Here is a 20,541-nt window from a genome sequence, read left to right as displayed (position 1 = left end):
CACCGCCGCACGGCGACGGAGAATGGCATACCACTTGTCCTTTAGCAGCCAACGTAATAAGAATTCACTCTCCTACCGTCCATATATTAAGTGTATTCATCCGCTATCTTCGCTAAGCCGACAAAATCTAGCCGAATATCGAATAATTAGTGAAGCTAATTCGAAAGTAAGGAGTTTTGCTTCGCAGAAAAAGAAGCTATTAAACAGAGAAATGCATATATCATACTCTCAGGGATATGTATGCTAGCTTCAGTTCTGTAATTTTGAACGGTAGATTCGACCCACTTTCTTTCAAGGTAGGAAATATTATGGGGTGAATCTTCACCTGATTTCCAATGAAATTGTAGACAGATTCACCTTTCCTCTATCATGGTGAATACAGGCGAGGTGTTTACGTAAACTACCCCGCCCTACTCGCTTCCTCGCGCCTTGCGGCGGTCGGTCACTCCTTGAGGGCGGGGCTTTACCGCAACGACAGTGTGCCCCGCGACCCCATGCATGGACGCGGCCCGGCTTTCTCTTACCGTCCTTGCCTTCAGCGTGGGTGCATTGTTTGATGCTTCCCACTCCGACCGAAGGCCGGGATTGTCCCGCCGATTTAATTCCCGGTGTTCTCACGCTCAAACCCAAGATGGGTAGGGAATTGAACCCGTTCGCGGTCGTCGTTCCCGAGTATAGGGTGCGGTACTCCCGCACCACAGGTGCCAGTTTACTCATGGCACCTACTGTCTTGGGCTTGTGCCAAGGCAGCAGTAGATTATCATACGGTTTCGGGTGTATTAAGCCTTCTCGAACGGGTTTCCTCTCCTCCCGACTCACTTCGTTCGGTGAGGAAGGAGGCGCCACCCTACCGAATGCTGAATTGAGGCACTAAGGCCCCTTCCTCAACGAGCGACCGAAGGGAGCGAGTAGGGAGGGGAGATAGTGCCGTCATCGTCTATTAACTATGCGCGGTAGCAGGCCCGCAGGCCCACGCTATCGGCGGATTTAAGTCACAACTGCGTATATACGCAGTTAATGGATCGGCACGAAATCGAGGGCTACGAAGTTCTCGACCGAGACGTTCGCGCGGTCGGCAACGGCGCGCACGTCCTCGTCCCGAAACGGTGGATCGGAGCGGACGTGAAGGTCGTTCGAGTTTCCGAACCCGACGCCGATTCAGGCGAGTAGGCCATGCGCTATAACTACAGGTATCGGCTCAAACCGACCGACGAACTCCACGAGCGGTTAGCGTGGACCGTCGATACCTGCCGGCAGGTCTACAATCACTTCCTTCACCGACTCAACCGAGTAGACGGAACCTCCGCCTACTCCGAGCAGAAGCTTCTCCCGGACCTCAAACGCGAGTGGACCGATCTGAAGGACGTTCACTCGAAGGTCCTTCAGAAAGTCGTTCAGCGGTTATACGACAACCTCTCGACGCTGAAGGGACGGAAGGACAACGGCTACCGAGTCGGCGAACTTCGGTGGAAAGCCCCACAGGAGTATCGCTCGATCAAGTACAGTCAAACCGGCTTCAAGCTCAACAACACGAGCGGTCGACCTGTACTCTCTCTTTCCAAGATCGGCGATATTCCGATGATCTACCACCGCGAGGTTCCCGACGACGCGACGATCAAAGAGGTCGTCGTGAAGCAGGAACCCACGGGCGAGTGGTTCGCCGTCCTCGGACTCGAAACCGAGAACGACGCGCCACCAAAGCCCGAGAAGCCCAAGAAGTGCGTCGGGATCGACGTGGGGATTCTGATGTATGCCCACGACAGCGACGGAACCGCCGTCGAAGGTCCCGACCTTTCCGAGGAACGCGATCGGTTGGAACGCGCACAAAGGAATCTATCTCGGAAGGAGCACGGTTCGGCGAACTACCGCAAGCAACAACGGGTCGTCGCCCGCCGCCACGCCGACCTGAAGCGAAAACGCCGCGACTTTCTTCACAAGCTCTCAGCGTACTACGCTCGGGAGTACGACCTCGTAGCGGTCGAAGACCTCGACGCCAAGGGCCTGATGGAACTCCCGTCGAACAGCCGCAACCGGGCGGGAGCCGCGTGGGGGACGTTCCTTCAGATGCTCGAATACAAGTGCGAACGCGAAGGAACGCACTTCGTTGCCGTCGATCCACGCGGGACGACGAAGGAGTGTTCTTCGTGCGGCGTCGAAACCGAGAAACCATTGTGGGTGCGCGAGCACTCGTGTCCCTCATGCGAATTCGAGGTGAACCACGACCTCAACGCCGCCTACAACATCCTTGCTCGCGGACTTGATCAAGTAGGGGTGGTTCACCCCGATTCAATGCCTGCGGAGACTGCGCTCCCTACGGACACGGTTGTGTCTGCAAAGCGCGTCGTGGAAACAGGAAGCCCCGTCTGCAGCGAGGCCGTCAGGCCGAGCAGGGTGGGGTAGTTCACACAGAACCGTCAAAGACAACATATCCGATCGATTCCGCGGCATGAGCCGTTTCAGTGTCGGCACTTTGCTCTTCTTCGACCTTGACCTCAACGCCAGTTCCAGTGAGATTTCGGTAGCGCAGATTTGCCGTATCAGGGCCGATGAACGTTTGCAGATTGGCAATAAACTGGGGCGCATCATACTGTTGCTGGAAGGAGATCCGAGACCATTGATCGGTGACCGTTGTTCCGGTTCGTGCTACCTCAAATGGTCTGCCGTTGAGTTGCCCCGTCCCTTGCTGGAGCGCGATATAGCCGACTGTCTCACTAGTATGCGAAGTAGTGGCGTTCTGTTCTTCTTCTTGGACACGTACCCTGAACGAACTACTTGAGACATCCGTTAGTCGTGTAACGATTGGATCCGGACCGTTTAACGTTTGGGCCTGCGCCAGGACTACCGGTGTCGCTGTGCCGAAAAAGTCTGCCAGCGAGACAGTAGTGAAAGTGGTGGAAACAGACGCAGTTCCAGCTTTCATCCGATACCATGTCCCATCGCTCAGTTGGAACTCATGTTCAGTTGGTTCCACGGCAAGCATGTGGAACATTTCTCTTCCATGTCGTCCATCGAGATACGACCATTCTTCGAGTTTATACTCAAAACCACTCTCGGTAACGTTCCGTAGGCGAGTGTGAGCAGGATGACTCCCGTTGAACGAGAGGGGCTTTGCACAGATGACACGAGGCTGTTGGACACCAGTCTCAATATGATGCCAGAGATCACGAGTCGGCTGCTCGCCAGAAATGGTGCTCGTGGTGAAACCATTTGCAGCGTTCGGATCATAGATTGCCCCATCGATAATCCAGGTCGCTGGCCCGTCGGCCTCAGTGGCGACGATACCGCCAGTGACGTAGAATGCATACGTTTTCCCTGCCGGAACTGTTCCAGTGGCTTCTGTTGAATTCGGCGGCCGCTGTGGCCCTCCGTCTGGCCCCCAAGACGTTGGTATCGTTGCACCGTCGTTCCCCGCCGGAAGAACATCCTCGCCAGCTGTAATTTGGTAGGATGTCGGTGTTTCATTACCGGTGTTATCAATTCGAACGAGCTGTGCCGACTGCATCGGCACCTCCCCAAGTGGTGGCGGACTCCGGAGTGGCGGGGTTCGGTTTGGTGACTGTGGATTGCCGTTAACAGTCATTCGCTCACTAATGACGGAGGAGTTAGTTTGGGGACCGCTTCCGCCTAAGACGCCAGACACTGTCCCCCACGTGTCTGGTACCTGTCCGATGTAGATAGCGTATTCTGAGCTGTGATCATTACGGACGTGGACGTCCTCAAGTTGGAGATATTCAAGGTTCGCGAGCGTACCGTCTTCCATCCTCCCCTCATACGTGTAGATTGCATCGTGATTCTTTGTGGACTCATAGCTGATTCGGACGCGCTGGATATCGATGCGCTGGCATGTAACAGGTGCCGTAATCGCCCCGCCACAACTGCTGGCTAAATAGCGGTGGTAGAAGTCGCAATCGGCGATGGTTAGCGTTCCGTCATAGCTATTGATGCCTGCCGACGAATTCGCTGGATCGATGGCCTCCGCGTTAACGCCACGTTGGATGGCCCCATTCGACCACGCCGACCGTGGATGCTCGTTATTTTTAATTGAGACACAGTTACGAACCTCTGTGTTACCGCCAAGCCGTAGACCATTTTGCGAATTCCTGAAGAAAGAGTTTAGAATTTTGAGACTACCTTCTGGTTTCTTCGCATAAATCGTGTTCTCGCCCCAATGCTGGAACCAACAGCGGTTCAACGTGAGTGCACCTTTCGATGATTCGATCAGGATTGCCCGGCGATTACTTGCTTCAGTCGGCGCGCACGATCCCGCGTGGAAGTAACAATCTTGTAAGAGACCGCGTGTTCCCGCAGCTGCTGACAGGCGGAAGTACGTCCGTGCATCGCTCGAACTATTCGATCCAACGTTAGTGTCTGTAGCTGCCGGAACTTTCCCACGAGTAATGAGTCGCCTGAGTTCCCAATTACCAGCACTAGAGTTCATTCGCACGAAAGGTGGAACCAGTATATTTCGCATATCGAGTTCGAATCCATCAAGTACGAACCCACTCGAGTAGACATCTAGCCACCGCACGTTATCGCCTGACTGACCCGGAACGAGACGCGCGCCGTCTGGCGCGATGAGTTTAAGGTTATCAGTGCCGGACTGAACTATGAGTTCGTTAAGCAGGTAGGTGCCTGGCGGAAAGATGATGGTCGTATTGCTGCCGACAAGGTTGTTGAGAACGGGGTCAATTGCCGCGTTTCCGGAGTTGTTTGCGCCTTGCTCAACGATATCGTACGTCGGCATTCACATCACCTCCTTCAATGAATTTGTAGCGATAGTTTGGCTGCTTGAGTAGCAACTGGCGTCTTTGGACACCTGGGGTTTTTCGTCATCGAAATTTTTCACGGGGCGACTCTGATCAGTCGAACTGATTGCATCAATTTTATCGTCGGTAGTTTTACTCCAATCCATGGTACAATCATATGAAGAAAGGAAGATTGTTCTACGGACCCTACGCTAGATATTAGAGTTGAAAAAGAAAATTAATTTGGATAGACTGAACATTTAGCTTGAGAATAAGACTGGCTTCTGTTATTTTATTGCGGAACTCTATTCTACGTTGATTCGGGTTTTCATTCGTCATTTCCATTGATTATGTACGTTGATAACCGAAGATAACATCTACAGTTCATGTTTTTACTATTCAAGCAGCCCATAACAAAGTGAGATAGTCTTGTTTTAACTATTACCACATGAGTTGGAAACAACGGAGGCGGAGTGGTCGAAATAGCCGACGAACGTTCCTGAAAACGGTGGGTATCGCGATGGGCGGCATGGGCTACGAAGGAACTACTGCCGTTGCACGCAAAACAGTCGACGGACGAGAATCATCTGATAGCTGGACAACTGTTCGGGCAAATCAAGGGCGAACAGGTGCAATTCCCAAAGATGGCCTAACACCATTCCCAACGACCGATTGGAAAATGGACCTCAATGGTAGCATGTACAACATTGAGCCCATTGCTGTCAATGGAACCAATGAAATAGTTTATCTCGCCGTCATGACGGACAACGATCCTTCGAAAAGCCAGGGCTATATCGGTGCATATGATGTCGAGACTGGAGACCAGCAGTGGAAACGAACGGATCTGCCTGCGCCGCGGACGCCTGAGTTCGACAATGGAATGCTTTATTTTGCAACGAGAGTGCCGTCGACTCCTGACGCCGACGTAGGTGGTTTCTACGCGCTCAACGCCGAAACTGGCGAGACAGAGTGGAGCCGAACCGAGACCCGAGAGTGGGCCAACCCCATTGTGACGGAGGGTCATGTATACACAGCGAACGGCAACGCTGCATATGCACTTGACCAAACGACGGGTGGCACCGCCTGGAAAAAAAGTAATGTCGGAGGTCTCGTGGACGGCGTCGGCGCAGCATTAAGCTACAGCGATGAAACCATCTTTTTCGCAGACGGAACTGCATTAAACGCTTCAAATGGATCAGTAAAGTGGCGTGTAGCTGATGACCAAGTAACGCTTGGAAATCACGCAGTCAATGACGGGACGGTGTACTATATTCGAACCGAGTTTGTCGTCGGGGACGATGACAGGGTCAGCGTGACAGCGCGGTCAGCAGACGATGGGACGGTCGTTTGGACGTATGAATCCAACGGCAGTAATAGATGGGATGGACAACTCGCAGTCGCAGACGGATACGTGCTCCTTCTCAATTCAAACGACGACGAATCGATCGTGAAGGCACTGGATGCGGAGACAGGCGCACTACTATGGACGACAAATCTGGACGGATCATACTTCAGCAGTCCCGCCATTGCCGACGAAACAGTATACGTCGGTGGTCGCTATACGCCAGCTTCGAACCAATGGAATGGTCGAGCGGTGATCTATGCGCTCGATCTAGAGACAGGTGACCAAACATGGGCGTATCTACTTGATAGTAGTGATCTCGAAACGTCCCCTGAAAACCCACCGGCAGCCGGCACACCTGTTGTATCCGACGGAAACATCTATACAGCTACATACCCATCTGGCTCGACCCTTACGTATCGCTATGTCGCCTACTCCAACTTCTTCGTCCTTGGATCATGTGGTGAACGGCCGAACTCCGATCATCGGCCGCCGACAGACGGTGGAAACGATACTTCGACAGTGACATCCTCCCCGCCCTAAAGGGCGGGGCTTCCCGAGGTTCTAATGTTACTCCCGTCGATTCGGATGGTTGGGAATCTAGGGTTCATGACCGACGGCATTGGCAGTGCAACGCTACCATGCGTTAAAAAGTGTATCAGAATCAGTTTAACCCAACTCGATCGCTTCAGTGAGAAAATAGTACACGTTTTATATTTATTAGTATAAACATATCTATAACCTGCTGCACCATCTGAAATACAATTAGGGGAATAATTAAAACTAAAGGCGTCAATTTATTTCTATGGACCACTGGAAAATTGAACGAGAGTACGAAACCATTCTTGCTCATCGTTGGTCAAACCAAAATCCAAACTCAGTAGATCGATCACCCCAAGAGTCAGGTAGCTTTTGGCAGGGATTGGTCGTTTCAGGCTGGCTAGCATTTATCAGTTGGTCTATGCTACTCTTATTGCTAATCGTACTTTAGTTACCTAAAGCAAAAATTAAACTAAATCATCCTCTTATCTTCATATCCGGTATTTGGAAATGAATACCTTTGGATACTTTTCTCCGCCATCAAGGCCGGAGCTTCTTCTCTACCGGAAAGATGAACTCATCAGCAAAGTCTCAACGGTGTTGTGGAAAAGAGACCACAGAACAGAACCCTCTGCTATTATGACGTATTGTCAAACGAAGGTTCTATCTTTAAACAGCGAGAGAATCCCGTTATTGTCCTCGAAGACTTGTCGTTTATCCGCGAGCGGTTGGACTACAGCAAGTACATGAATCGGCGTCTTCACGCATGAGCCTTTGCACGGCTACAGGGTCGTATCGAGGACAAAGCAACCGAGGTGGGAATACCAGTCCGGTTCGTGAATCCGGCATACATGTCCCAGACGTGTCATGACTGCGGCCACATCGGACGGCGTGGTTCGCAAGCTGAGTTCCGATGTACGAACGACGACTGCCACGTATCGGAGTTCCAAGCAGATATTAACGCAGCGACGAATATCGCCGGACGCGTAGACCCGTGGGGTGAGAGCGTTCCTTGGAAACCGGAACGCGATGACACGCCACAGGATGGGAGCGGTAGTGACACCGCCACAGTCCACCGGGAGACGAGTTCGAGAACCGGACAGATGACGCTCTCGGCGTATTCGAACTGAAACCTACGGCATTGCCGGAATCCCACTGTTGTGGGAAGCCCCGTCGTTTACGACGGGGAGGATGTCACTTGGCGGTGCTCAATTGATTTTCTGGTAAGGCGTGAGCTGAAAAGCCTCGCTCTAAATTCTGATTTTTTTGGGTCGTGATTTGTTCTGCTTGGTCAGCCGATAACCCATGCAGGACAACATCTACACCCTCCCGATCTGAGGCAACCACGACTGCATAGGGTCTGTTGTCTGGGCGCACACTTGTCCCACTGCCCTTCCTTTGCTGAGTTGATGTCATAGACGTTCCCTAAATCCTCCTTGGTAGTCTCTCACACTACCTGATTGATCACTACAACGTAGGGGTTAAAAAAGATTATTACTATTAGTGTTTATTTATATATTATCTGTATTTTCATTGAGAAAGACTCGTTGATAAGCGAATACAGTAGCGGAAGTTTGCTTGTTTATTCACATCCTCAAAAGAAGATTGAAAATCGAATGGTTTCGTTGCGTAATTTATTACACTAAAGCGAGATATCCTATTGTTCGTATTTTGAGCGTATGATCGTATACACTGACAAATTCATGATCTAAGCTACTTTCTTGTGACCTATTTATTGGTGTCTCATCTGACAAACTCCACCTCCTACGTGTTTATGTCAACTCCATCAAAAAAGATGTAAGATGGTTAGCTACGATAGCGAATAATCGGTCAGGAATCGGTTATGTAGAATACAGGCGCTAAAACCTGACATGGGCCTTCAAGGCGGGGAGACAACGCCGTCTTTAGGTTACTTTCATTGTACGGGTTAGCCTTACTCCCCTCGCAGTCAAATCTGGTAGTAAGACGGTCGGTGAGTAGCACTGCGTTCAAATCCAAGAACACGGATGCACTGTCTCCTACGTTCGCCAGCGGAACCGTCAAACAGGTAGGAAGGAGACGGTCCGAACGTAATGCCTGTGGAGATTGCGCTCTCTATGCGACACATCGCCGGAAAAAAGCGTGTCGTGGAAGCAGGAAGCCCCGCCCTCAATGGCGGGGTAGTTCACTCAACTGTGACGCTCTTGGCGAGATTCCGTGGTTTGTCAATGGAACGGCCCTTCCGCTTTGCAATGTGATAGGCGAACAGCTGAAGATAGACGTTTGCGACAACAGGTTCCATCAACCCTACCTTTGGCACCGTAAGTGTTGTATCGAATACTGGATTCGGATCAGTTGCTGATGTGACGCCAATAGTAGGGGCACCTCGTGATTCGACCTCTTTCACGTTATGGAGCGTTTCGTCGGCATTCGTACCCTCAGTAAGGATCGCAACCACGGGTGTCTCATCGGTCACAAGTGCAAGTGGGCCGTGCTTGAGTTCTCCACTTGGGAAACCCTCAGCATGATCATAGGAGATTTCTTTGAGCTTCAATGCCCCTTCGAGCGCAACTGGATGGCCGAGACGCCGTCCGATAAAGAAAAATGCGTCACCGTCAGCAAACTCCTCTGCTATTCGGCGCACTGTGGATTCAGTATCGAGTACTTGTTGAATTGCACTTGGAACAGCCGTCAATTTTTCTAATATATTTGATGCTTCAGTCGAGGAAAGCGCGTTCCGCTGCCGACCCAGATAGATAGTCACCAATGTGAGCGTCGTTATTTGCGAGGCAAACGTCTTGGTCGCGGCAACACCGATCTCTGGACCAGACCGAATATAAACCGTATCGTCGACTTCACGGGCTATCGTTGACCCAACTGTATTCGTCACTGCGAGTGTTCGTGTGCCGGCGCCCGCAGCTTTGCGAAGTGCGCGTAGCGTATCAGCAGTTTCCCCACTCTGAGTCACTGCAACCACGAGTGTTCGCCATGGGTCACGGTCCCCGCGGAACTCATATTCACTTGCGATATGGACGGAGACACGCACATCTGCGTACTGTTCTAACAGTTCGGCGGCGTACAGACCTGCATAGTACGATGTTCCACAGGCAATGATTTGGATTTCGTCCAAGGAGTTACAATACTCCTGTGATAATGAGAGATCAAGATCGACTGTCCCAGCGAGTTCGTCAACCCGGCCAGAGAGGGCTTGGCGGACTGCCCGTGGCTGTTCGTGAATTTCCTTGCGCATATAGTGTTCATAGCCACCTTTCTCGGCAGCGTCTGCATCCCACTCGATGGTTTGGCGTTCACGGTCGACCAGCTTATCACCGTTTACAATCGTTACATCGCCCTCCAGAAGGTGCGCGATGTCACCATCTTCGAGGAAGGTGACCGTTCGAGTATGCTCAACGAACGCCGTGACGTCACTTCCGAGGAAGGTGGCATCTTCACTATGGCCGATTACAAGTGGGCTATCTTGGCGGGCGGCGACAATCCCGTCATGGCCGACGGCTGTGACCGCAAATGCAAAACTTCCCTTGAGCATCGAAACGACCTGTTCGACAGCTTCGCGGAGATCATTGGTGTCTGCAAGCGCATTCTCAATAAGGTGAGCGATTACCTCGGTGTCTGTCTCGCTCGTGAATTCATGATCGGCACATAACTCGTTTTTGAACATCTCATAGTTGTTGATGATACCGTTATGGACGACTGCCACTTGTCCCGTACAATCTGTATGTGGATGAGCATTTTCGTCCGTGGGAGCGCCGTGGGTACTCCAACGTGTATGCCCGATTCCACATGTGGCACTCGGCATTGAGGGAACGGTAAGATCATCGATTGTGCCACTCTGTTTATAGACTTCTAGGGATCCATTACGTAATGCAACGCCAGCGGAATCGTAGCCACGATACTCGAGGTTCTTTAAACTCTGTGCAACGATCGTCGAACAATCACCAGTTCCGATGTAGCCTGTTATTCCACACATAAATTATCCTCGTTGTACGAGTGCATTATCTTCGATTTGACCATTCACAACTGTCCCACTGTCCGCTGTCACGCTTTCTCCGATGATTGTGCCTGGTGTGACGACGACATTTCCCCCAAGGTAAGCATTATCACCGACAATCCCACCGAAATTTACATCATGGTGGATGTTATCATCGAGTATCAGATTGGTGCTTCCCCCCTCAATGGTAGTATTTGGGCCGATGGTGGCATTCGCCCCGACGATGCAATCGCGGACCACTGCACCAGCACCGATTGTCGCGTCTGGAAAGATCACAGCATCTTCAATCACGGCATTCACGCCAACAGTAGCGTTTTTGCCGATTGCTGTTCCGCGAAGCACGGCCGCACCGGGTTGTATTGTTGCACCCCTTTCGAGAACAACATCGTCATGAACGATGGCACTGACTGCGATGTTCGCCGACTGGTGACTCTCTGATTCGCAAGTTGATCGGTGCTGATCCAGTATGTAGCTATTGAGCCAAAGCAGATCCCAGGGATAGGAAACATCGCCCCAGAAGCCATCGTACCGAATCGCCCGCACTGGGTGAATCTCTGACCGGGTCTGTAACGTCGTAGTTAGTGCCTGTTCATCATGGCCGTCGGTTTGCCGAATCGCCGAGAAGATATCTGGGCCAAATGCGTAGACACCGGCGTTAATCTGTTCTGACATCATTGATCCGGGAGACGGCTTCTCGACAATATTCGTAACCGTCTGCCCATCGAGTTCGACAACACCAAACCGATTTGGCGTTTCAACACGTGTCACCGCGAGACATGACTTCCCTGTTTGGTGGCGTTCGTCAATTAAATCTTCGACAACTGTAGGCTCGAAATATCGATCACCATTTAACGCGATGAAATCCGAGTCAATGTGGGATTCAGCTTGCAAGAGCGCGTGTCCAGTGCCTAATTGTTTTTCTTGGACAGCGTACGAGATGTCAACATTCCAGCGATCACCATTGCCAAAGTGGTTCTGAATCCGTTCACGGTGATAGCCGACGATGAGAACAATTTCATCTACCCCAGCCCTAGCGACTGATTCAACGACAGATTCAAGCAGTGGCTTATTCCCAACTGGGAGCATTGGTTTTGGCCGACGATTGGTGAGAGGTCTCAGTCTCGACCCTTTACCGGCAGCAAGCACGACTGCTTTCATAGAAGGAATCACTGGTAGGGGGCAGGTTAATTCTTCTCATCGATCTTTCCTCATCTATGCCCCATATTCCTACATTATTGGCCGATATGTGTCGTAAATTTTGGATAAATAGTTTGCGTTTAATGATCAGTATCGGTCACCTTTCTCCAATCCCCTGCCAGAGTATTGCAATTTAACTCGCATGATTTTCCTATCAGTCACCAATCTTTTGTCTTAGGAAATGCTACCCTATGTTGAATTTTTTAATTGATTTATCTCTAGGCTTAGTCGCTTGTCTGCTGTGACTGCAAACTACGTTTGGTTGGCGAATACCGTTAAAATAAATCGATAATCGAAACAACCTAGAATCAGGATCTATCTGCTACAATGTTATCAATAACATCAGTGAGGACAACTAACTCCATTCTCGAGGGTAAAAACGGTCTAAAGAGCGATTAAAATCGGAATGTCACTAGTGGGAATATTTTGATAAAACCAGCTCAAAGTAAGTGATGTTTTTAGCCACGTTAATACAGGCCTTCTTCGTTATTAGTCTTCTATTTCAATGAATAGGGTACACAGAACAAAGGTACCAGTGCTCATCTAAACGTATATGTCTTCAAACGCTGCCGAGCTCGACCAGGAATTCAACAAAACAATTCAGTCAGTACTTGAGGATACTGAATCAATCCTTCTCATTAACCCAGCGCCAGAAATTTTCCGGGAATTCGTGCTTGCAGTATCGGACGTTGACGACGAGCTTCCCGATATTCGGGTGCTTGCATCTCCTGAGGTATTGAAAACTGCTGCTGATGATTTCATCCTTGCAAGTCAGATTGCGGATTTAATCGAGGAAGAAACGCTTGCGCTTCGCACAACCACTGATATCTCTCGGAATTCGTTGCTCATTAGCGATGATCAAGTTATAACGGTAGTACCATTAGATGATAGATTGGCTGGGCTTAGCTCAGAAGATGATGATTTTGTCGAAAATGTGCGGACGACATTCATCGACGAGTGGGAGACGAGCAGTAACTTCAATTTGCGAACGCCACCGCTTTCGCGTGTGAAAGAAACACTGAGAGAAGAATTCGGGGATGAAGTTGAAAATGACTTTATGGCGGTTCTTGAGTCGGTCGACACTGTCCCTGGCGAGGAAGATGAGCTTGATGAAGTAACGATTGCGTTGTTAGTTGGAGCAAAAAACAACGAGTTGCTCTACGATATTAGCAAGTGGGGAGAGGATACCGGGGTTGCAAGTAAAGCTACATTTTCACGAACCAAAACACGACTTGAGGATCGTGATATAATCAAGACAGAGAAGGTACCTATCCAGGTCGGTCGCCCTCGACTTCGACTGCTCTTAGCTGAAGATGATTTGCAAAATCCCGAGGATCTTATTGATCAAGTAAATACATAATTTAGCGAGCTACGGAACAGTGAATATATAACTCAATTGTATAGAGATACAGAAATCGAAAGGAACTTCTCCAAACTAAATCATTAATTTGCTGAATTTCGAAGTTACCTCTAGAGATGATACTATCTAGAAATCTTAACTATACGACATTAACATCATTGGAAAGAGAAGCGCTCGAGCATCTTTATTCAGACTTTGGTTCGGATGAGCCATTCATTTCTAGCCAGATCTATCATTGTATAAATGGATGAGATGGAGTAACTCCTTGCTGAAGATCTTCTTGAAACATTGTCACTCTGTGGGTATCTCTACAAAGTCAACGGTAAATTACGCGTTACAGGTTGGTCCTGTGAATTACCCTATCTACTCGCTCACTTCGGTCGCTCGTTGAAGAAGGGGGCTTAGCGGCTCGTTTTAGCTAAAATCGATCGAGTCAGGTACTCATTACCATCGCCTTGGTAATTACACGAGAACATGAATGGGTGAAGCCCTCCACGGAAACACCCATCCTAAACTCTTCTTTGTTTACTGTTGAGCCAAGCACGATGCCTGGCATATGGGTATATGACTTCCGGGTAAAAATATCTTTATAGAATAGCACGACTGGGAAACAAAAATCCTGTCTGCCAAATAAAATATCTATCACAGGTCATTCTGACGTGAACTCACCGAGCCCGGATTGTTCGTGCTCCAGCGGTTCAATGACTGTGGGATCGTTGTGACTTGGACTGTTGACTCGCGTCGAGATCTCGTACGCGGTCAAGTCATCCTTCGTATACGGTTGACATAGCGCTTCGCGCTCGTCTGGGCCAGCCGAGAGCCACCGTTCTTCGTCATCACGTGCGAGTACAACGGGCATGCGATCGTGGATTGGCTTCATCAGCTCACTGGGTTCAGTCGTCAGGATCGTCACACACGGAATCGCGTGCTCGTCACCTTTCCAAACATCCCAGAGGCCGGCCATCGCGAACGCTGGAGTGTCTTCGCGATATACACGATACGGCTGTTTTGGTCCGCCGTTCTGTTTCTGCCACTCGTAGAACCCTGAGGACAGGACGAGACACGGGCGGGATTCCCACGCATCTTGGAACACTCGTTTTTCGCTGGCCGTTTCCGAGCGAGCGTTGATGATTCCTTCTTCGGGCTCGTCTGCCCAAAAAGGGATGAGTCCCCAGTGGTACTGGTCGATCTCATCAACTGCTTCATTTGTGATGACTTCTAAGGGTTCTCCGGGAGCGATGTTGTATCGCGGTGTGTACCCGCCATCAGTGACGACCCGTGCGTCGAAGCGGTCTTCGAGTTCTTGCTGCTGGATAAAGAGCGCAGTTCGCCCACACATAGTTCAGATACGCGTTACAAACCCATCAACGTATGGACTGAGGGGTCAGAAGAACGTTCATGCCAACATAATATTCATGAAGTTGATCCCGGTATTCATTCGCATGGAGGTTCGTGAGGCTACAGCTGAGGATATCGAGTCGATCCAACGGATTGCTCGAACATCGTGGCATCAAGCGCATGATCACATCATCGGGGAAGAGGCGGTCGAATTGACATCCTCCACGCGCCTAAAAGCGCGGAATCCTCACGTTCGGGGTCTGGCAGTAGCGCCACCCCCGACGTGAGCGACTTTCTCCTATCCGTGGATACTCCGGTCTGTGAGCACTTCTTTGGGACGATGAGAGCGTGGTGACTCCAGCCAGTCGTGGCTGTCCCACTCGAATCGCACGGGCCGTGCCATCGGCCTTGGTACGTCTGTCTGCCGTCTCAGGAACGATTCTGACGCGACGAGGTCGGCGTGTCCCTCGAAGCCACACGAACACGTGAGCGTGTGTTGTTGCCGAATTGTGTCCGTAGTCGAACCGCAGTTCGGACACGTCTGACTCGTCCACGCTTCCGACCGAACTTCGACCGTGATACCGAACTCCTCGGCGGTACACGCCAGCCGGTCGATGAACGCGCGGAACGCCCAGAAGTTGTGCGTCTTCTCGTTCGCTCGAACCAACCAGTGCGTTTCCAGTACGTCGGTTAAGTCCCCAACGTACACCGTCGAAACACCGTCTCTGTATAGCCGTTCGAGGAGGTCGCGTACCAGCGTGTTCTGTGCGTGGTCGCGTCGCCGCGTTCGTTGCCGATACAGATGCCGAATCCGGTTCGAGGAGAACCTCCCCTCGCGGAGTTTCGACTGTAGGCGAGCGATTTCTCGCGTTGTTTCGCGGAACTGGTCGAACAGGTTGTGCCCTTCGTACAGGTACTGTTGGCCGGTTGTGGTCGTACAAGCGACGAGGTTGTTCGCCCCAATATCCAGAGCGGCTTCGTGAGAAGCCAGTGGTGTATCCAGTCGAGAATCGTTGACGGTGACTGGTTGAAAAGCCCTGAATTGGTTCGAGGACTCGTCGTAGTACAGTTCTAACCGACTCTGTTTCCCGTCCCACTTCAGAACGCCCGCTACTTCGAGACGGAGACGCTCGGTGTGTCCGAGACCGTACTTCGCTTTGAGTTCTTTCCCGACGGGGATTTCGAGGCGTGAGCGGTCGCCCAGTTCGAGTGTGTACTGGTCGTTGCGGATGTAGGTTCGTAACGTGCGACCGTCTTCCTCGTTGCCCCAGTAGCCGGGCGGAGAACAGCGTTCGCCCTTCTCTTTGAGTGAGAAGAACGACTTCCACACGCTCTTGCTCTTTCGGATGAGTTGTTGAGCGGTGGCACTGCCGAGAACGCCGACATACTGTTTGCGGTAGTCGGCGGTGTCCCAGATGCTGTTGCCGTCGAAGTACTGTTGGCGGCGTTCGAATGTGAGTTCGTTCCAGAGACTGGCAGAGGCGTCCAACAGTTCGTGTAGCAACTCCGTATCCTGTTCGGAGCGGGGTCGAACGACGAATGTGTTGGTTCGCCTCATCAACTACGGGTTGTACCAGAACGGCACATAAATGTGCCGTTCATGTGATATAGCATGGTCGCTATCCGAATCGAGTTTGACGACGATGAACAGTACGAGCGGTTGAAGTAACTGAAGAAGCATCGTGGTCTGACGTGGAAGGGATTACTCCTCGAAGGTGAGAAGCGTGTGCTGGAACAGACCCCAGACTGAGTGTCGTCAATGGATTGTGGAGTTCTGTGGTCGCTTGACCCCCGCCTGAAGGCGGGGGCATGCGCTCGATTATATGTCATCCTCGACATGTGGTACGACCGTGAATCACTTGTGGAATCCCTTGGTCGGGACGACGGCTCGATGTTCCTTGCCGTCGATGATGAGCAGGCTGTTGGATTCGCACAAGGCGGATCGAGTGACGATGATCCTGCTGATGCGGTCGTCGGGAGAATTTACGTCCTTCCAGAGTATTGGGGGGAGGGAGTGGGGACTGGCCTCTTGAATCGGTTGTTCGACAGCTTACGGGCGACTGGCCACGAATCTGTCTGGCTTGCCGTGCTGGCTGATAATGATGTGGGGAGATCGTTCTATGACAAACACGGCTTCGACGTCCATGAAGAACGGATGGTTGAACTCGCCGGAGAAGAAGTCGACGACGTCGTGCTCGTCCGGGACTTGTAGACGGCATCCAATATTCATCTTTATTCGCGCCACTCTCCACGGAGAAGCCCGTATTGCACCATGTCACGATGCTCGCCATCGACGAACATGTACTTGCGGCGGCCCGCCTCGGCGAACCCGAGCGACTCCAGCAGGCCCCGGGAAGCGTCGTTGAACTTGAACGCTTGCGCACCCACAGCGGGAGTGTCGTACTCCCGGAACACCTAGTCGAGAACAAGCGAGACGGCTTCCTTCCCGTACCCGTCGCCATGGAACTCTGGCACGAGCCAGTAGCCAAGTTCTGGCCATTTCCAGTCGACGTCCATTACATTTACTACCCCAAGCTGGGTCACGTCATCCGCAGTGACCTGGGCTGGGCCCGCGGAGTCTTCATCACGACAGACAAGAAATCGGTCGCTATCCCCGTTTTCGTAGGATTCTTCGATCTCCCCTTGGTTTCTGAGTGGGGTACCAAGTGGATAGCGAATCTCTGGGTTCGCGCTTGCCCGTTGAAGGAACGAAATATCCTCTTGTTCAACGGTTCGGAGCGTGACTCGTTCGCCACCCGTAATGCGTGCCCCTGGCATACTGGTAGTGAAAATAGGCCCACAATATGTTTTTTGTATCCGAGAATCTGTTCACGGACTTCTCTCGTTGATTCACGCTCGTGCAGCCACCTGGATCCAGGTATCGGTTGCATCCGTCTCGAGTGACGTGATTGTAAATCCAGCTTCTTCAACGATCGTTTCGAGTTCGTCCGGGTGATAGAGGACAAAGTGACGAGTATCATCTTCATAGACCTCTCCATCAGCCGTCCCCTTACCGTACTTTACAGACAGGTGCAGGATTCCTTCCGAGTGCAATGCTCGATGGAACTCTGCAAGTGTTGGACCAGCCTCCTTCCGTGGTACGTGCAGAAGCGACGCACACGCCCAGACTCCATCGAACACGCCAGCGGCCACCCCAAGGGTACGCATATCCATTTGTGTGAATGACGCTTGCGGTGCTCGCTGGCGTGCCATGGGTAGAAATTCGTGAGTCAAGTCGATTCCAAGGACATCATGGCCATGTTCTCGAAAGGTTGCTATCTCCCATCCTGGGCCACAGCCGATATCCAATAGACGAGCTGGAGTCCCATTTGTTCTTTGTTCGACCGCACAGAGAAAGCGCTCAACAAGTCCTTCGATAGCTGATCGATCGGCATTGCGCTGTTCATACTGCTCAACGACGCTCTGATACGTTCCGATCGTCTCTGGGTCAGTCATGAATTCGTTTGTTCCATCTCTTGGTGTTGCCAGAGTTCTACAGCGTCACGTGCAATCTGCTCATGATTCTTATGCCACTCGGGCACCGCATCAAGAGTCCAATAGCGCAGATCTTTCCCTTCGTGAGAGACTTGGAGTTCACCGTCAATCACCCGACAGAGATACACGTGGATGACCAAGCAATGAGGGCCATACTCTCCCGGTTTGCGGGTATAGATTCCAGCAAGGTCACGTGGTTCAACGATCAGGCCACTCTCTTCGCGCGTCTCCCGCACAGCAGTCTCTTCAGGCGATTCATTTGGCTCAGTATAGCCACCTGGTAAGCACCACGTCGTATCATCAGCACGGAGTTGCAGCAGAATTTCCCCGGCATCATTAAAGATAGCTGCATCGGCGCTTAGTTTCGGCGTGACACGGCCCACCTCAGCAGCAAACCGATCTCGCACCTCGGCAGGTGGTAACTCGACTGATCGACCGTACCAGCTACTCACTAGATCAAGAATCCGTTCATAGCGCTGTTTATCGTAGGGATCGTCTGCGTACTCGAGTCCCACTTGCGCCATGATCCGAAGCTCATCAAGGAGTTCGAGCAAGTCTTCCTCGGAGGGCTCAGTCATGAAGACACCTCGATGGTGTTCAAGCTCAAATTCATAGTGAATCTACATCTCTTTCGGTGAGTCTCATGAATGATTATGGTTTGACGAGGAGCCATCTTCAACCTGAGGACGAGTATAAGTGAAAGTGTTGGATCGCTTCCGGTATTGTTTTTGTTGTTATGGCGGTTCTTGTTGTGCAACGTACTGGACGATGTCACTCTCGGATCTGATGGGTGCCTTATCCACGATAGTATACTCCAGTTGAGCGAGTTGGGCTTCAATTTCATCGTGTGGACAGCCCAGATGAGGGTGCGCTTCGACAGTGAGGAGTCGTGGTCTGAATTCAAGTCCACGGAGTATCTCTAACTCGGCTCCTTCACAGTCCACATCGAGGACGTCACATTCGGGGATTTCCTCCGGTGGATACAGATCACCATCGTCTTGCCCGAAAATCCGTTTGCTGGAGTCGGAGACCGACCCAATCGCAGCATGCTCAACCCTGACGAGTTCGTCAACGCGATTGGCTTTGACCGTGCGCCGGAGTATTTTGAGCAATTGTGAGCTCGGCTCGTATGTCGTCACGTCGCCCTCAAAGTGTGTCATCCGCGCCGCTACGACCGTACTCGTACCCCAGCCCCCACCGACGACAACAACCTTGTCTCCCCGGCGAACGCGCCGACGGAGTGCTGCCACGACTGTTTTCTCATGATCTGGATGGAGGTCACGCTCTTCCGCAAAATCAGTCCCAGGGACAGCCACACCATTCAGGACACGAGTTTGGGCAATCGGTTCTTCTGTCGCATCCAACATGACTACACTGACTCAACTACGTCATTTAACACTTCTTGAGCCCTGTTGACACACCATTTTCTGCTATCTCCAATATCTGGGCTTTAGACTATCGATACTCGTTCTGAGTAGCAATCACAGATTTCAGAGGAGTGGACAAGAAAAGAGGTCTAGGGTGCCAACCGATTCTTCCGCCCTTTCATGTGCTCCTCATAGTACGCAAAGGTGAGTGGACACCATTCGGCAGCCCTCTCAAGAACCTGCTCGGTCAGCTTTCGAATCTCCCATTGACTATCGGCCGCCGCTCGCATATCGGCAACGTGCATCAACATCCGCACATTCAGTTACAGAACGTGAGTTTATCGAGGAGCAAGTAACAGACGACGAATCAATCAGTCTTCTTGTTTGCGTTGGAGAAGACCAAACAGAACCGGCAGGAACTATCGGATTGGATCAAGCTACCCCCGTCGATGGGTCGACAGAAATCAGTATCGTACTCGCCCCTGAGTTCTGGGGAGAGGGATATGGAACCGAGGCGAGTCGGTTGCTCACAACGTACGCATTTGAAGAACGCCGAATTCATCGGGTGGAGGCAGTGGCTGTCGATGAGAACGTCGATTCGTGTCGCATTTGGGAGAAACTCGGTTATCGACAAGAAGGCCATTTGAAGGAGGCTGCGTACCATCAAGGAGAGTATATGGATCTGCGTCTATATGCGGTGCTCGAAGACGAGTGGGATGGGTGACTGCTCCCCGCCCTAAAGGGCAGGGCTTCCTGTTTCAACGACGCGCTTTGCAGACACAATGGTGTCCGTAGGGAGCGCAGTCTCCGCAGGCGTTGACTCGGGACAGCCCATCCCTATCTGGTCGAGACCACGAGCAAGGATGCTCCATGCCGCATTTGCATCTCGATCCGCTTCGAACCCACACGACGGACACGAGTGTTCGCGCACCCATAGCGGCTTATAACGAAACATCGAAATCTGTACTATTTTATATTAATTAGAGCCGACCTCATTGCTGGTTCGGCACTGTCTAGTTAAGCGATTCTAGCGTATATTGCCGTTACAGCGCTTCTTTTACCCGAGCTGCATTGAGGTGGTTTCTGCACTGTTGGTGAGATGTGTGACGAGATCGTCGAATTCACTTCGATCATGGCTCCCCAATCGCATCACCCCCTTGTCCTTGACC

14 protein-coding genes and 4 pseudogenes are annotated in these 20,541 nt (G+C 51.5%); 7 read left to right on the top strand and 11 right to left on the bottom strand.

The window, feature by feature from the left end; translation table 11 throughout:
* Nucleotides 1–1,017: 1,017 nt before the first annotated feature.
* Complete coding sequence (locus LIW51_RS29240) at nucleotides 1,018–1,170, top strand: DUF2080 family transposase-associated protein (RefSeq protein WP_227379058.1); 153 nt, start codon at nucleotides 1,018–1,020, stop codon at nucleotides 1,168–1,170.
* Between the two features lie 3 nt (nucleotides 1,171–1,173).
* Nucleotides 1,174–2,400, top strand: a complete 1,227-nt coding sequence (locus LIW51_RS29235; protein ID WP_227379057.1) for an RNA-guided endonuclease InsQ/TnpB family protein — start codon at nucleotides 1,174–1,176, stop codon at nucleotides 2,398–2,400.
* Between the two features lies 1 nt (nucleotide 2,401).
* Here the strand turns inward: LIW51_RS29235 and LIW51_RS29230 are convergent, their stop codons facing one another.
* The gene (locus LIW51_RS29230; protein ID WP_227379056.1) at nucleotides 2,402–4,744 is read right to left on the bottom strand and encodes a hypothetical protein; all 2,343 of its coding nucleotides are present in this window, start codon (nucleotides 4,742–4,744) and stop codon (nucleotides 2,402–2,404) included.
* Nucleotides 4,745–5,265: 521 nt separating this feature from the next.
* On the opposite strand from LIW51_RS29230, the gene LIW51_RS29225 reads away from it, so the two are divergent.
* Nucleotides 5,266–6,630 carry a PQQ-binding-like beta-propeller repeat protein gene (locus LIW51_RS29225; protein ID WP_227379055.1) on the top strand — a complete coding sequence of 455 codons (1,365 nt, stop codon included), beginning with the start codon at nucleotides 5,266–5,268 and terminating at the stop codon, nucleotides 6,628–6,630.
* A 671-nt stretch (nucleotides 6,631–7,301) separates the two neighbouring features.
* Nucleotides 7,302–7,757: pseudogene (locus LIW51_RS29220) on the top strand (zinc ribbon domain-containing protein); the annotation flags it as partial.
* Between the two features lie 1,034 nt (nucleotides 7,758–8,791).
* Here LIW51_RS29220 and glmS read toward each other — a convergent pair.
* Nucleotides 8,792–10,594, bottom strand: a complete 1,803-nt coding sequence (gene glmS, locus LIW51_RS29215) for a glutamine--fructose-6-phosphate transaminase (isomerizing) (RefSeq protein WP_227379054.1) — start codon at nucleotides 10,592–10,594, stop codon at nucleotides 8,792–8,794.
* Between the two features lie 3 nt (nucleotides 10,595–10,597).
* Entirely contained in the window at nucleotides 10,598–11,773 is a 1,176-nt protein-coding gene (locus LIW51_RS29210) for a sugar phosphate nucleotidyltransferase (RefSeq protein ID WP_227379053.1), read from the bottom strand.
* 592 nt (nucleotides 11,774–12,365) lie between these two features.
* Here LIW51_RS29210 and tbsP point away from each other — a divergent pair.
* On the top strand, nucleotides 12,366–13,172 hold the full coding sequence (tbsP, locus tag LIW51_RS29205) for a transcriptional regulator TbsP (protein ID WP_227379052.1): 807 nt from the start codon (nucleotides 12,366–12,368) through the stop codon (nucleotides 13,170–13,172).
* Nucleotides 13,173–13,821: 649 nt separating this feature from the next.
* Here the strand turns inward: tbsP and LIW51_RS29200 are convergent.
* Together LIW51_RS29200 and LIW51_RS29195 are read right to left on the bottom strand one after the other, a co-directional pair.
* Entirely contained in the window at nucleotides 13,822–14,511 is a 690-nt protein-coding gene (locus LIW51_RS29200) for an SOS response-associated peptidase (protein ID WP_227379051.1), read from the bottom strand.
* Nucleotides 14,512–14,808: 297 nt separating this feature from the next.
* A complete protein-coding gene (locus LIW51_RS29195; protein WP_227379050.1) occupies nucleotides 14,809–16,068 on the bottom strand; it encodes an RNA-guided endonuclease InsQ/TnpB family protein in 1,260 nt (419 codons plus the stop codon).
* Nucleotides 16,069–16,269: 201 nt separating this feature from the next.
* On the opposite strand from LIW51_RS29195, the gene LIW51_RS29190 reads away from it, so the two are divergent.
* Nucleotides 16,270–16,722 (top strand): GNAT family N-acetyltransferase, encoded by a 453-nt coding sequence (locus tag LIW51_RS29190; RefSeq protein WP_227379049.1) that lies wholly within the window; start codon nucleotides 16,270–16,272, stop codon nucleotides 16,720–16,722.
* 20 nt (nucleotides 16,723–16,742) lie between these two features.
* On the opposite strand, the pseudogene LIW51_RS29185 reads toward LIW51_RS29190, so the two are convergent.
* The 5 genes and pseudogenes from LIW51_RS29185 to LIW51_RS29165 all read right to left on the bottom strand — a co-directional run.
* Nucleotides 16,743–17,288, bottom strand: a pseudogene (locus LIW51_RS29185) (GNAT family N-acetyltransferase).
* A 72-nt stretch (nucleotides 17,289–17,360) separates the two neighbouring features.
* On the bottom strand, nucleotides 17,361–17,966 hold the full coding sequence (locus tag LIW51_RS29180; RefSeq protein ID WP_227379048.1) for a class I SAM-dependent DNA methyltransferase: 606 nt from the start codon (nucleotides 17,964–17,966) through the stop codon (nucleotides 17,361–17,363).
* Entirely contained in the window at nucleotides 17,963–18,583 is a 621-nt protein-coding gene (locus LIW51_RS29175; protein WP_227379047.1) for an NUDIX hydrolase N-terminal domain-containing protein, read from the bottom strand. Before LIW51_RS29175 ends, LIW51_RS29180 begins: the two co-directional genes overlap by 4 nt.
* A 156-nt stretch (nucleotides 18,584–18,739) precedes the next feature.
* Nucleotides 18,740–19,372 carry an FkbM family methyltransferase gene (locus LIW51_RS29170; protein WP_227379046.1) on the bottom strand — a complete coding sequence of 211 codons (633 nt, stop codon included), beginning with the start codon at nucleotides 19,370–19,372 and terminating at the stop codon, nucleotides 18,740–18,742.
* 149 nt (nucleotides 19,373–19,521) lie between these two features.
* Nucleotides 19,522–19,695 (bottom strand): annotated as a pseudogene (locus LIW51_RS29165) (FAD-dependent thymidylate synthase); the annotation flags it as partial.
* On the opposite strand from LIW51_RS29165, the gene LIW51_RS29160 reads away from it, so the two are divergent.
* Complete coding sequence (locus LIW51_RS29160; protein ID WP_438267462.1) at nucleotides 19,638–20,096, top strand: GNAT family N-acetyltransferase; 459 nt, start codon at nucleotides 19,638–19,640, stop codon at nucleotides 20,094–20,096. The pseudogene LIW51_RS29165 and the gene LIW51_RS29160 overlap by 58 nt on opposite strands.
* Nucleotides 20,097–20,108: 12 nt before the next feature.
* On the opposite strand, the pseudogene LIW51_RS29155 reads toward LIW51_RS29160, so the two are convergent.
* Nucleotides 20,109–20,315 (bottom strand): annotated as a pseudogene (locus LIW51_RS29155) (zinc ribbon domain-containing protein); the annotation flags it as partial.
* Nucleotides 20,316–20,541 lie beyond the last annotated feature (226 nt).

The organism is Haladaptatus halobius, from assembly GCF_020618475.1.
Classification (GTDB): domain Archaea; phylum Halobacteriota; class Halobacteria; order Halobacteriales; family Haladaptataceae; genus Haladaptatus; species Haladaptatus halobius.
This window is presented reverse-complemented; position numbering and strand designations above follow the sequence as displayed.

What these genes read in the sequence shown, in the direction of transcription:
- LIW51_RS29240 (WP_227379058.1), top strand. Translation starts at nt 1,018, where the DNA reads ATGGATCGGCACGAAATCGAGGGCTACGAAGTTCTCGACCGAGACGTT.
- LIW51_RS29235 (WP_227379057.1), top strand. Translation starts at nt 1,174, where the DNA reads ATGCGCTATAACTACAGGTATCGGCTCAAACCGACCGACGAACTCCAC.
- LIW51_RS29230 (WP_227379056.1), bottom strand. Translation starts at nt 4,744, where the DNA reads ATGCCGACGTACGATATCGTTGAGCAAGGCGCAAACAACTCCGGAAAC.
- LIW51_RS29225 (WP_227379055.1), top strand. Translation starts at nt 5,266, where the DNA reads ATGGGCGGCATGGGCTACGAAGGAACTACTGCCGTTGCACGCAAAACA.
- glmS (WP_227379054.1), bottom strand. Translation starts at nt 10,594, where the DNA reads ATGTGTGGAATAACAGGCTACATCGGAACTGGTGATTGTTCGACGATC.
- LIW51_RS29210 (WP_227379053.1), bottom strand. Translation starts at nt 11,773, where the DNA reads ATGAAAGCAGTCGTGCTTGCTGCCGGTAAAGGGTCGAGACTGAGACCT.
- tbsP (WP_227379052.1), top strand. Translation starts at nt 12,366, where the DNA reads ATGTCTTCAAACGCTGCCGAGCTCGACCAGGAATTCAACAAAACAATT.
- LIW51_RS29200 (WP_227379051.1), bottom strand. Translation starts at nt 14,511, where the DNA reads ATGTGTGGGCGAACTGCGCTCTTTATCCAGCAGCAAGAACTCGAAGAC.
- LIW51_RS29195 (WP_227379050.1), bottom strand. Translation starts at nt 16,068, where the DNA reads ATGAGGCGAACCAACACATTCGTCGTTCGACCCCGCTCCGAACAGGAT.
- LIW51_RS29190 (WP_227379049.1), top strand. Translation starts at nt 16,270, where the DNA reads ATGGATTGTGGAGTTCTGTGGTCGCTTGACCCCCGCCTGAAGGCGGGG.
- LIW51_RS29180 (WP_227379048.1), bottom strand. Translation starts at nt 17,966, where the DNA reads ATGACTGACCCAGAGACGATCGGAACGTATCAGAGCGTCGTTGAGCAG.
- LIW51_RS29175 (WP_227379047.1), bottom strand. Translation starts at nt 18,583, where the DNA reads ATGACTGAGCCCTCCGAGGAAGACTTGCTCGAACTCCTTGATGAGCTT.
- LIW51_RS29170 (WP_227379046.1), bottom strand. Translation starts at nt 19,372, where the DNA reads ATGTTGGATGCGACAGAAGAACCGATTGCCCAAACTCGTGTCCTGAAT.